14 protein-coding genes are annotated in these 13221 nt (G+C 30.2%); all 14 read right to left on the bottom strand.

The features are described from left to right. Positions 1-31: 31 nt before the first annotated feature. The 14 genes from ACP7AV_RS12960 to ACP7AV_RS13025 all read right to left on the bottom strand — a co-directional run bounded on the left by ACP7AV_RS12960 (position 32) and on the right by ACP7AV_RS13025 (position 12989). The gene (locus ACP7AV_RS12960; protein WP_121365230.1) at positions 32-184 is read right to left on the bottom strand and encodes a lmo0937 family membrane protein; all 153 of its coding nucleotides are present in this window, start codon (positions 182-184) and stop codon (positions 32-34) included. Positions 185-315: 131 nt separating this feature from the next. Continuing rightward, complete coding sequence (locus ACP7AV_RS12965; protein WP_426092309.1) at positions 316-945, bottom strand: porin family protein; 630 nt, start codon at positions 943-945, stop codon at positions 316-318. 186 nt (positions 946-1131) lie between these two features. Next, positions 1132-1593: a hypothetical protein gene (locus ACP7AV_RS12970; protein WP_426092310.1), complete on the bottom strand. Its 462-nt coding sequence runs from the start codon at positions 1591-1593 to the stop codon at positions 1132-1134. Between the two features lie 158 nt (positions 1594-1751). Next, positions 1752-1937 (bottom strand): CsbD family protein, encoded by a 186-nt coding sequence (locus ACP7AV_RS12975; RefSeq protein ID WP_426063111.1) that lies wholly within the window; start codon positions 1935-1937, stop codon positions 1752-1754. Between the two features lie 209 nt (positions 1938-2146). Next, the gene (locus ACP7AV_RS12980; RefSeq protein WP_426092311.1) at positions 2147-2353 is read right to left on the bottom strand and encodes a hypothetical protein; all 207 of its coding nucleotides are present in this window, start codon (positions 2351-2353) and stop codon (positions 2147-2149) included. A 112-nt stretch (positions 2354-2465) separates the two neighbouring features. Further along, positions 2466-3350 (bottom strand): MlaD family protein, encoded by an 885-nt coding sequence (locus tag ACP7AV_RS12985; RefSeq protein ID WP_426063109.1) that lies wholly within the window; start codon positions 3348-3350, stop codon positions 2466-2468. A gap of 18 nt (positions 3351-3368) precedes the next feature. Continuing rightward, positions 3369-4145, bottom strand: coding sequence for an ABC transporter ATP-binding protein (locus ACP7AV_RS12990; RefSeq protein WP_426063108.1), 777 nt, complete (start codon positions 4143-4145; stop codon positions 3369-3371). A gap of 1 nt (position 4146) precedes the next feature. Then, the gene (locus ACP7AV_RS12995) at positions 4147-4857 is read right to left on the bottom strand and encodes an MlaE family ABC transporter permease (RefSeq protein ID WP_426092348.1); all 711 of its coding nucleotides are present in this window, start codon (positions 4855-4857) and stop codon (positions 4147-4149) included. A gap of 460 nt (positions 4858-5317) precedes the next feature. Continuing rightward, on the bottom strand, positions 5318-5773 hold the full coding sequence (locus ACP7AV_RS13000) for a PA2169 family four-helix-bundle protein (protein WP_426063107.1): 456 nt from the start codon (positions 5771-5773) through the stop codon (positions 5318-5320). A gap of 233 nt (positions 5774-6006) precedes the next feature. Continuing rightward, positions 6007-6447 carry a hypothetical protein gene (locus ACP7AV_RS13005; RefSeq protein WP_426092312.1) on the bottom strand — a complete coding sequence of 147 codons (441 nt, stop codon included), beginning with the start codon at positions 6445-6447 and terminating at the stop codon, positions 6007-6009. A 119-nt stretch (positions 6448-6566) separates the two neighbouring features. Further along, complete coding sequence (locus tag ACP7AV_RS13010) at positions 6567-6788, bottom strand: hypothetical protein (protein ID WP_426063105.1); 222 nt, start codon at positions 6786-6788, stop codon at positions 6567-6569. A 630-nt stretch (positions 6789-7418) separates the two neighbouring features. Further along, complete coding sequence (locus tag ACP7AV_RS13015) at positions 7419-9767, bottom strand: glycosyltransferase (RefSeq protein ID WP_426092313.1); 2349 nt, start codon at positions 9765-9767, stop codon at positions 7419-7421. Between the two features lie 932 nt (positions 9768-10699). After that, entirely contained in the window at positions 10700-10948 is a 249-nt protein-coding gene (locus ACP7AV_RS13020; RefSeq protein WP_426092314.1) for a hypothetical protein, read from the bottom strand. Between the two features lie 658 nt (positions 10949-11606). Beyond that, a complete protein-coding gene (locus ACP7AV_RS13025; protein WP_426092315.1) occupies positions 11607-12989 on the bottom strand; it encodes an OmpA family protein in 1383 nt (460 codons plus the stop codon). Between the last annotated feature and the right edge of the window lie 232 nt (positions 12990-13221).

Raw genomic sequence — 13221 nt, forward strand, 5'->3', positions numbered from 1 at the left:
TATTTATATAATTTTTTTAATAACGATTGAATTAGATTTTTCTACCCGAGATAAGTCTAAATAAGATTGCTATAACAGCAATAACAAGAAGGATATGAATAATTGATCCGGCACTGTATGCAAAGAATCCAATTGCCCAAAAGATAACTAAGATTACTGCGATGGTGTAAAGAAGGTTGCTCATGATTTTTAGTTTTAGTGATTAGTTTATTTGTTCATTTGTTTGTTTTTTTAAACACTTTCTAAACCTTTACAGGTTTTTTAAATGGTTATACTCAAAAAAATTGCGATATATTTATTTGTATTATTGCTTGATTAAAATCCAAACGCAGCATAAACACTCAATACACTGTTTTTAGCATCTGAAGAAGCAAAGTCTGAATTGTCTTTTCCAATTTTAGTCAGTCCGTAATTGTAACGCACGCCAAAACTGACAGGCTCTAAATCTAAACCTACACCTCCAGCAAGACCTGCATCAAATCTGTTGAAATCATCAACATCAATTTTGTCTTCAAAGTTGTAGCTACCGTTATTAGATTTATTCGTCGTTTTACCACTTATCATATAAGCGGCGTAAGGACCAGCATGAATATTAAAATTTTTGGTCACATTTACTACTAATAAAAGAGGCACTTCGATATAATTTAATTTGAATTGTGCAGTACCACTAACTAACGGATTGTTGTAAACTAATTCAGAACCTTTTCCAGTATAAGAAATCTCTGGTTGTAAAAAGATATTGTCTGCAATAGGTAATTTAGCAAAGAAGCCAAAATTAAATCCTGTTAACACATTATTGTCATCAACATCATCGATATAAAAATTAGAGAAATTTACGCCCCCTTTTACACCAAATTTAGTTTCATTTTCTTGAGCCTGAACACTTGTGAAAGTCATTAAACTTAATACTAATGAAGCAAAAATTAGTTTTTTTGAATTTTTCATTTTGTTTGTTTTTTATCGAATAATTACATAACAAATATCTGCAGATTGTACTAGTAAGTTGTTACAATACTTTAATTTAAAGTTATATTATTCACACTTTGGCGCTATAAAATCAGTATTTGTATTGTTATAACAGTATTAATTATACAAAAAAAGGCGAGTTAAAAAACTCGCCTTTTTAATTTACTATTTATTGTCTACTGTCATATTTTTCATAGCAGCTCCTAATTCATCCATGTCTCGATTGTATTCTTCTTTAAAAGATTCCCAGTCACTATTAGTGTCGTTTTTGTATTCTTGCACTTTTAGTTTAATGTTCTTGTTCTTTTGCTCTAATTCTTCAATTTGTTTTGCATATATTTCATCAATTGATTTACCGGTTCTTTTCATTTTGGTTTTCATTTCCGCAATTCGAATTTCGTTTTGCTTAATAGTAGAATTAGTGCTGTCTTTAAAATCATTCCACTCTTTCTCTGTAGCTGCGGCTCTTACATCTGACAATTCCTCTTTGGCATCATCAAGATTATCCTTTGCTTCTTCTACATTATCTTTAGCAGCTTCTTCTTTTTTTGAGGTATTTTGACATCCTACTAAAACAGTTCCGGCCATGAATGTTGTAATGGCGAGTGTAAAAAGTATTTTTTTCATTTTGGGTTATTTTTATTGTTTGTTTTGGAATTATATTTTAAAATTTAAATGTAATTTGTTTATTGTGAGTATGTTAAAGGTAATAAAATTATTTTTGTCAAGCAAAATTTTTAATTTTAAATCCTTTAATTTGCTAGTAGGTTATAGAATAAGACTACTTAAAGGCCTTGGAATATTTTAAATAATTCTTCTCTGGTTATCCCCAGTTTAGCTTGGTACTTTTTAAACATTTCTTCTTTTTTCTCTTCAGAAAAAAGTGCCTTATTATTCGTCAAAGCAGCAAACTTTTCTTTTAACTCTTTTTTTTGTTCTTCCCAGTTTCCCTCGCGCTCTATCGGATCCATTTATTTATTGTGTATTGAATGCGAAATAGTTTTCACATTACAAATTTGGGACTTTTACAAGTTCAAGCAGTTATATAACTATAAAGATTAGTTTCATTATTCACTGATTCAGTAGATTATAACACAGATTAACAAAAAAAATAATGAAATAGAACGGTATTCTTTAAATATTAAGAATATAAATGAGAATAAAGTTGTGTAGTTGTATATTATTTATGGCTCTGACTATATTTTTTTAATAAATTTTCGAGAGATTCATAATAATCGCTCAGTACTTTAATAGTTACTTCTGGCTGATCAACATCAGGAATAGTTACTGGCATCTCTGATAAATACTTAATTAATTCAGGATATTCATTGCGTATTTTCATAGTAATTTCGAGTATTGCCTGATTGATTTCTTTTTCTGTTTTCATGATAAATTATTTAAATATATTTATTAATAATTGTTGGAAATAACTAATATAAACGTCATAATATTTTAAAGTATAATCTTGTTTTAAATTGGTTACCATTTGTGTAAATTAATTATTTTAAAGAATCATTTTCATCACCAATTTTTAATTCTTTTTTCATTTCCTCTTCTTCTAAATCAACTGCGTCCTCCAATTTTTTTGCTTCTGCTTTTTTCTTTTTATTAAAGTATCCTTTCAACAAGAAATTATTTTTGGCAGCTTCAATAACTTCATTCAGTCCTTTTGTCGCAGATTTAACATTCGTTAAAGATGAATCTATAACTTTTCCCATTCTTTCATCGCTAACCAGTTTAGACAAAGCTCCTTTTCCATTATTCATATTTACAGTAAATTTTTTGAATTCGGTTGAGCTATTTTCAAGATTAGTGACCATGATTTTTATGCTATTTCCAAATTCCTCATCAGAAACTAACCTGGATAGTGCACCGTTACCATTGTTCATACTGTAACTGAATTGAGCAAGCTGCGCTGTAATAATTCCGGCGTTATCGACACTTTTTTTGACACTAACCATTAAATCATCCATTTCTATAGATTGTTTGGAAGCTATGTAATTGCTATTTTCCACTATTACCGTAGAGTTTTTACCTGAGGAAATTGTAAGTACTTTATCGCCCATCAAACCATCTGAGTTAATACTGGCGATAGCATCTTTTTTAATATATTTACGAACTTCGTCTTTGATGACTAACTTTATTACTACAGAAGTGTCGGTCAAAAATTCAATTTCATCAACAGTACCGATATTAATACCTGATAAGCGAACATTATTTCCTACTTCAAGCCCATTAACCGAATTAAATTTTGAATATAATTCAAAAGTAGATCCAAATAAATTTTTCTGTTTTCCAACAAAATAAATGGTTCCTACAAAAAGTATTAATCCTATTATTACAAACATTCCCAATTTCCATTGGTATCCAGATTCCTTGTTCATTTTTTATTTTTTTATTGGTTATATGAAAAAAGAGCGCACCCATTCGTCGTCGCTTTTTTCTAATTCTTCGTATGTTCCTTCTGCGTGTATTATGCCTTCTTTTAAAATAATGATACGGTCACCAGTATGTTTGGCACAAGGCATATCATGCGTAATAATTATAGAAGATGTTTTGTTTTTCTTTTGGATTTCTAATATAAGTTCACTTATTTCTCTGGAAGTTATAGTGTCTAATCCTGTAGTGGGTTCATCGTATAAAATGATTTCAGGTTTTAATATAAGTGTTCTTGCAAGTCCAATTCTTTTGCGCATACCGCCGGATAATTCCGAAGGCATCTTGTCAATAGCTTCGCTCAAACCTACACTTTCTAAAACATTTTTTATTTGATTTTCCACTTCCTCAGCAGATAAATCCTTAGCATGTCTTTTTAAAGTAAAGCCTAGGTTTTCTCGAACACTCATTGAATCATATAAAGCGGCATTTTGAAATAAAAATCCAATGCGAACCCTAATTTCGTTAAGTTCATTATTGTCTAATTTGGTAATATCAGTTCCAAAAACATTTATTTCGCCTTTGTCAACTTCGACCAAACCAACTAAGCATTTTATAGCAATTGATTTCCCTGAACCAGATTTACCTAATACAACTAAGTTTTCTCCCTTATTGACAGAAAAAGTAACGCCTTTCAAAACCTCGTTTTTACCAAAGGATTTATATATATCTTTAATTTCTATCACTGGCGCATTGGTATCAACCCTTGAAGTACCATTTATCGATGTCTTTTCTTGTGTCATTTTAAAAGAATAAATCAGTTATTTGTACCGCTAACATGTCAATTATAAATATAGTCAGCGATGCGGTGACAACTGCAGAGTTAGCGGCTTTACCAACACTTTCTGTTCCATTAGCCGCATTAAATCCTTTGTAACAGCCAATCATTCCGATAAAAAAGCCAAAGAAAAAAGTTTTTATGGTTGCTGGGAAAATGTCTAAAAAAGCTATCGATTCTAAAACCTGGGCCAGATATCGATATAAATTCACTTCACTGTGGATATTGATTCCAAAATATCCACCTAAAACTCCAACACCGTCAGCATAAATTACTAATAACGGAATCATAAGCGTTGTTGCTAAAATTCGGGTAACTACTAAATATTTGAAAGGATTTATGGCTGAAACTTCCATGGCATCAATTTGTTCTGTTACTTTCATGGAACCTAATTCGGCACCAATACCTGAGGAAACTTTTCCTGCACAAATTAAAGCGGTTATTACAGGAGCTATTTCTCTGATAAGGGATAACGCTACCATGCTAGGTAACCAGGATTCTGCACCAAACTTAGCTAAAGTAGGTCTCGATTGCAATGTAAGAACTAGTCCCATTATGAAACCCGTAATAGTCACTAATGGTAATGATTTGTAACCAATAACGTAACATTGCTTAATAAACTCCTTCATTTCATACGGAGGCTTAACTACTTCCTTAAAGAAGCGTGCGGAGAACATCGTAACTTTGCCTACATCATTAAAAGTTTCTTTTAAATAGATCGTTAGACTCTCCTTTTTTGTGGTTACTATGTTATTCATTTATCATTAATATTATTTTTTGATTTTTTGAAGGCAAATAATTTCATCTGGTCGCGGAGAAAGGATATCGTCAAGGAAATTTAGGTTGGTTAATCTAGTGACTTATCATAATCGTCTTTGTGTAGCATAATCCGTGAAATACTTTACTATTATTTGAAATATTCAAAATAAAAAGAATTTTGTGATTTTTTTTTAGCTTATGAAAAGTATGAATTTGGCTTTTACAAAATTAATTAACAGAATTACTACCTAATATTTTTAAAAGATTTGTACTTAAATTTGAAATACCTATCTGATTGTACTAATAATTAAATTCTAAATGTTTGAAAATTTTAAGTAATCGAATGAAAAATTGAGTAAAATTCGCAGCATATTTTACTTACGATAACATCAAATCACCTAATTTTTTAACTTTATCATGATGTGCTGTTAACAAAATTTGTTGTGATTTAAGCATAATATGAAGTTCAGCGGTAAGATGGTCCAAGTTGTCAGACAAGGTATCCTTATAACTTTTTATAGCCACAAATTCATTGTATTCAAGAGTGTTTAAAATGTCTTCTCTTTCTTGCCCCATGAGTTTTGATTTAAAAATAATCCAAACCCTTACCAATAAACTTTTATTTCTGGCCACCTTAACAGGAACTCCTCCCATTTTCTGCACCTCTTCAACAAGTTCTGATTTGAAAATTGCGCTTGTTTTCTGGAATTCGGAAAACAAATCTTTTAAATCGTTCTCTTCAGTTACTTTTTTAGCTGTTTTATAAATCTCAATTCTTTCATTGTTGATTTCAATAAGATTATTTAACACTACAATTGATTTTTCTTTATTCATCATCTTAATTATTAGGTATTAAACGAACTGAAAGGATGGTTTTCGGGAGAGAATTGTTGATTAATAAAAGAAATGAAACCTATTTTTTTAATCAATTTATTCCAACTGCTAGGAAAGTCATTTCTCAGTTTTAAAATAGTGACAGTATTATAAGGTTCTTTTCAATTTATTAATAATACTCAAGAATCATGTCAACAAGAATAGTAGTTCCTACAAATTACTTTTATATGAAATTAAAATTTATTTGTTGTAAGAACAAGTTGCATTCCCGGGTACTGAACATCTGCGTTGTCCTCAGCTGTAATGAATATTTTTACTGGTGCAAATGATGTAACGGTTTCAAAATTCGCTTTAAGTTTTGATGACATAAAACCAGTGTCGCTTTTTATTTGTCCAATATTTTTCACAACAGAATCTTCCGTTTCCATCCAAACAACGTATACATTTTTAGAAGGTTGTAATCTGGTTACTTCTGCTAAATTTGTAATTTCTATTTTGATTGCATTGTTCTTATTACTGTCTTTTTTAACACTCACTTTTCCTTGCGCAGCCGGAACTATTGAAGAGTTTTGAAAAGCAATATTTTTGCTGCATGAGGCAAACGATAAAAACACGATTAAAGCTAAAGCGTTAATGAATATTTTTTTAATATCTAAATTTAGTTGAATTGTCATTGTATGTTTTTTTTTGATTATAATACAATACAAATTTCACAATCAAAGCAATAAATCTGTTATATAAATATTGTAAAAAGTTATATTATTCACACGTAAATAAAAATGATTTCCTTAATTTAATAATTTTTCTTAGTACCAAACACTAGCAAAACAACACCACCTACAGCAAGTACAATACCTATTATGGGCGACCAGGCAATTGGATGATTTACTTCTTTATTTATTTCAATAGGGCCTATGTCAACCACTTTTTCTGTAGTTGTAAAATTAAAGCTATTGTAAAGCAACATTAATATTCCTAAAACAATCAGTATAATTCCTATGGTTTTGCTTTTCATTTATATTTATTTAAAAGTTAATTATTTTAAAAGTTATTTTTTAGTATAAGATTATGCTTCAGAAAAATATTTTTAGGCAAAATTATGTCGCGGATTTAATTTCAGCTTATCAATGTTTTTGATTTTGAATTCAATTTTAAGAAAATGTTTATTTCCACTAACTAGATCCAAAAAAGCTACTTTTGCATCCGTAAGACCAAAAAGAATTACGCGTTTTTAGTTTTTAATTGTTTCGCCAATTTTTTGTAATAGTTGTACAATTGTTTTGGATCTTTTGAAAGCATGAAATTCTCGTTTTTTGCTAAATATTTATTTTTTCCTTGTTTAGAAACTTTGATTCATAAGTTTCAATTTCGAAATAATTTAATGTTAGTTCCATTAGATCCGCTAGTACTGATCCATCTAAATTCCTAATTATTTCAATGCTGTCATGATGATTTGTTTTTGGATTTATTCATGTAACATGCTTTAATATCGGCAACTATAATTGTAAAAGTCTAAAGTTCAGGTGGTTGTTTTTTTTAATAATTGTATAAATTTACATAAATTTATTTAATTACATTTTTGTAAATCATATTAATAAGTCACATTGATTTTGAATGAAGGAAATTTTGTGAAATTATTTGTATTTCAAATTTTTATAGGAATATTTTTTATTTCTCTTTTCAAAGATTTTTCTACAGTTAATCTTGCCATCAAATAGCTCACAGTTGACTCCGCACCTTGATTTAGATTTACATAATTATCTTCTAATCCGTCATAACATCCGCCAGTGCAAGGATTGTAAATAATTTGGTATAAATGATTGTTTCCCAAAAACCAATTAAAAGCGGTTTCCATTTTTTGAAGATATTGCTCATTTTCAAAAACAAGAGCAAATTTCCCTAAAGCAAGAATAGTATACGCGACATCAATAGGTTGTTCGCCTCCTATAGGACTCGGAGCCAATTTATTTTCTTTGTTAAGCCACCCTTTATTAGAAATTACCCGAATCCGGTTTTCTACAAAAATTTCAGAAAGAAGAAAGTCAAAAGATGTTTTTGCAATTTCCTTATAAATTAATTTTCCTGTGACTAACCAAGCACAAAGCATAGCTTCAGGCAAAATACTGTTACCATAAGTAAGATAACTTTCAAACCACGTCCATTCCTTTTCTGTTTCGTGTGTGTACATTTGTACTAACCTATTGGTTAGCGCCTTAACTGTAGAAATGTTTTGCTCTGATACTTTATTTATATTGTAATAATAGATCCCTTTAATTATAAAAGCCATAGCTCGAGTGGAATGAATTTCAAGCACTTTTAATAAGGCTCGTTGCATTGTAACGTCAGCATCTTTTGCTAACTCTTCGGGAAGAATAGCACCAATTGAATTTAAATAGCCCAAAGCCCATATCGCTCTTCCATTTGAATCTTCCAAGTTTGTAGTATAATTTTGCGCTGTAAAAAGGTATTCTTCATCTACATAATTTAGAAAATATCCGTCAGGCTGTAAACAATACTTTATAAAGTCAAAATAGATCTGAATGTATTTTAAATTCTCCTCGTCCTTTGTTAATTCATACTGTTGACACATAGCTACCATTGCTCTGGCATTGTCATCTAAAGTGTATCCCGAGTCAATATCAGGCTGATTAATTTTCGAAAACTGAATCATTCCAAAAGGTTTCGTGAGCTTTTTTATATGATCCAGATTGACTTTTGGAATTTTATAACGCAAGTGGAAGTTTTCTTCTCCAATTTTTTCAAATAACATAGCATGAGCAATTGCTGCATTTTCCCAAGCGGTAGGAGCTATTTTATGCAAACCGTTTGATCCCATATTCTTTCTCAACTGCTCGTCTAGCAATAGAATATTTGTTTTTTTAGCCAATTGTTTAGGATTGTTGAAATCAATGATAATTCCAACATTATTTTTTAATACTTCACACACATGGGGGATAGGAGTAGAAATAATTGGGCAACCACAACTAATAGCGTACGAAAAGGTTCCACTTACCGCTTGATTTGGATCTTTGGAAGTAAATAAATAAATATCAGTAAGTTGTAAGTATTCTAAAAGATTTGGTAACGGCAGAAAATGATTTATAAATTGAACATGTTCCTGAAGTTGTAAGTCTTCAATCTTAGCTTGAAGCATCAAACGGTATTTTTCGCCTTCTTCTTTTATAACAGATGGATGGGTTTTTCCAATAATTAAGAATATTACGTCTTTATTCTTTTTTATAATTTGTGGTAACGCATCTAAAGTGGTTTCAATGCTTTTTCCAGAGCTTAACAATCCAAAAGTAGAAAGTATTTTTTTTCCACTTAATTTATATTTTATTTTTAATTCCTCTTTGTCAGAATGAGGAACTAAATGAGTCCCGTGTTGAATTATTGTGATTTTATCTGCAGCAACATCATAGTCTTTTACTAATAGATCAGCAGCCGAATTAGTCATTACAATAATGGAATGCGCTTCTTGTACTATTTCTTGAACATTTGCTTGCAAGCATGGATTTGGCCTGGGTAATATTGTATGGAATACAATGATAACAGGTTTTTGAACTATTTTCAGAAACTGTTTTAAATCGGCTTCATTATTTTTAAATAACCCGAACTCATGCTGAATTAATACCATCTGAAGATTGACATTAGTATTAATTTTATTCGCCAAATTACTAAAACCATTCGGATGATCGGTATTTAGTAAATATTTTATGGAATCAGTATAAACATGTTGCTCATTGTTAGATTCTAAAGGACAAATTGTTATTTTAAAACAATCCTTGAATTTATTATTCAACGCTTTAATCAAATCTTGGGAATAGGTAGCTATACCGCATTCTCGAGCAGGATATGTTGTAATAAATAAGATTTCGGGCAACTCTTTTTTTGTACCTACTAGCAGTAAATTGTTTGACTCATTCACATAAGCTTTTGATAGGATGCTTTTAAATTGGATATTTTGACGTTTAACCTTGATTTTATTGATCATTATCTATAATTTAGGATTAATTCTTTAAGTAATTCTAATTAAGCGCGAAACAAATTGCCTATTTATGGACTGTATCATAATTTTTAGAAAGATTATCTCTAAATAAAGCAATATCTAAAGGGAAATATATTATCTACTTATCCTTTTAATCTTCAACTCAATTTGGGTTTAAAGAAAGGATACGGTAATAGTTCTATTTCATTGTGGCCTCATGTAAATCAAACAATGCTTTACAAGCTGAATAAATAAAGCCTTTTATAGTATCTTTAATATCAATAGATTATAGACAGTCAATGTTTTTTTCAATTGAAGGACATGCTTAATAATGAAATGGTAAGTTGTTTATTATATGTACTGTAACATTACAATAATTACCATTGCTTACCATTCAGTAAAGAAATGATTGTTAATTCCTTCGTTTATTTATACAGGATTTGGGGCTCCTCCATTTTTAAAATCGAACAACGTTTTCTGAATTTTAATACCTTCTTTTTTTAAAGCTACCATGTGAGTTATATAAATATATCATTGATAAAATTTTAAAAAAAAACATCATATGGATTAAGTTCCGGAGAAATCTGAATTATAAAGATCTGTTTCTTATTTATTAAAAGTGTTATATAAATTTTAAAATTAGTTACATTATTTACAGTTTATTTGCCGCAATTATTTTACTTTGAAAACTAACTAATAGCTAAAATTTAAAATTGTACTTTAAATCAATATTATCCAATATACGAGATAATCTATTCTTCAAATTTTGAAAAGTGGTATAGATATTAAAATTCAATTGTTAATACTTTATTGTTCGGCACAATATTTCTGTAAGGTTCAATTCTTGAGGATATGGTTGTAAAGAGTAAATCGAAATTTCTTTTTCATTTCATTCTTTAATTGTAGCCATAAATTTTTTTGAATTTTGTATTGGTGAGTTAACAAAAATCACAATCTTTTTTTTTGACGGTTTGGTTAGCAAAACTATTCCTGAAACTAATCATTTTATCAGAATTAAAAGTTGTTTCATGGGCTGCAAAGTAAAATTTATTTTTACGAGTCATAAATCCAATCACATTTAGATATTTTCCTTCAATAAACAGTAATAATATCGGATTTTTTTCTGCTTGCCAAGTATTAGGAACATTAGGAGTAAGTCCAAAATGACTTTCGTCTTCAAAACACACGTTTATATATTCGTGTGTTCCAATTTTGTCAGGTTTTTTATTAGATCTTGTTTTAATTCAAATTGATTCTTGTTTGGTTTTCCTTTAAAAAAACGTCGAGCTCTTATCCATCCTTAGCCCACTATCTTTAAAAAAATTCTGAAAAGTCTTTTTACAAATTATAGTATTGTTTTGCTCTTCAAAATAAATCAATTCATTTATTATGTTCCTTTTGTAAAGTTCTGATTGCTGCGAAACCTCTTTGGAATAATATTTTAAACGGGTTGTAGGAACTCTTCCTTAAGTTGCAGCAAGGGATTAGATCCCGATTTCGCTCCGACTATAATAGCAACGTTTAATAGTTTTGCACTGACTTCAAAAATAGATGTCATTTACTTAATCTTATGTTTAGATCCGGCAAAAAAACTCAACGCCAATATTTTCTTGTAGTGTTATTAGGATCTTTTCAATGAAGTTATTCTTATACCTCAATCTCTTTACTTTTAAATTTTACACATCTCATAATGAGAGAGATGTTTGTAATTTATGACCTGTAAACAACAAAATAGGATATTATTTTATTCTATTTTCTTTAGACTTTAATCACAGAGCACAAAAGAAGGGCTGTTGTTTCCAACAGCCCTTCAACTAACCAAACCAAAAACCCAACCTAATCTTACTATTTTTCGTAGGTCATTTTCAACTCTACTCTTCTATTTTTAGCACGCCCAATTGCCGTTGCATTTGTAGCGATCGGTTTACTTTCACCATAACCAACTGCTGTAACTCTTGATCCAGAAATACCTTTTTCCATTAAATAATTTTTAACAGATTCAGTACGTTTTTGAGATAACTCTAAATTCAAGGCATCGCTACCATTGCTATCAGCATGTCCTTCGATAACTAGGTTAGAAGCATCATATTTATTGATGATGTTAACCAACTCATCTAATTGAACTAATGATCCAACTTTTAATTTGGCACTATTGTTTTCAAAGAAAATTTTACTTCCTAAATAAGTTATTCTTTCAACATCTTGTTTTGTAATTTCAGGACATCCTTTGTTTTCCATAGTTCCTTTTACAGCAGGACAACGGTCATCCATATCAGCTACACCATCTCCGTCAGAATCCGGACAACCATTTAAACTCATTGGACCAGCAACATCTGGACAACGGTCTAGATCATTAGTAATTCCATCTTTGTCATTATCCATAATACAACCAGTTGCATCTACTTTAATTCCCGGTTTAGTATCTGGGCATTTATCATTTATATCAGCAACACCATCATTATCTGAATCTGGACAACCGTTTAATAATTCTGATCCTGCAACATCTGGACAAGTATCTAAATAATCGGCAACACCGTCTTTGTCTCTGTCTAATGGACAACCATTATTATCAACAATTACACCAGCCGGAGTTCCAGGACACGTATCATTACGATCTGAAACACCATCATTGTCAGCATCTTTTTTCTCTCCTAAATTGAAAGTCAAACCAGCCATGTGAGATAAATAAGCATCTTTTTTACCATTTATAACACCATCTCTTCTGTCTTTATTAGAAAAACTAAATGTTTCTTGTAAATTCAATGTAATCACATCACTTAATCTGAAATTTAAACCACCACCCGCTGTAGGTAATGCGTAATCAATTCTGTCTTGATCAAAGTTTAAATCTTTGTCAAATAATATTGCTCCGACACCCGCAAATGCGTACGGCCTTACAAAAGATTCAGGACCTGTCATGTTAAATCTCAAATTTAACGCAACCGAATTAAAATCGCTTTTAAAACTTCCTGAAGGACCATTATTGTAACCAATTGTTCCTTTTGATGCTAAAAAGTTTAAATCGAAATAACGACCTAAATATCTAGAAACAGAAACACCACCAAAACCGTAAAATGCTTTATCAGTTTTGTAAAAATTATTTCCTAAATCACCTTGGTATTGTGTTACACCGCCATGAAGACCAACGTTCCATTTCTTGTCTTCCGTTTGTGCTTTCGATATTAAAGTAAATGCTAAGCACGTACTTAATAAAAGGATTTTTTTCATTTTCATTTTTGTTACATTGTTTATACAAAGGTCATTAACACCGCAGCATTATTTGTTACAGAACTATGGCAATAAGTTGTATCATTCACACATTTTGATAGCTTTAGCTTTATAAATTTGAGCGAGAACGTGAGTTAAAGCAGAACACATAAAGCAAAAAAACCACCTAAAAAATTCTTTCTATTAACAGCTCAAGGAGACAGTTTTGAAATTGTTTTTTAAATGGTTCTAA

The organism is Flavobacterium sp. DSR3-2, from assembly GCF_049896525.1.
Taxonomy (GTDB): Bacteria; Bacteroidota; Bacteroidia; order Flavobacteriales; family Flavobacteriaceae; genus Flavobacterium.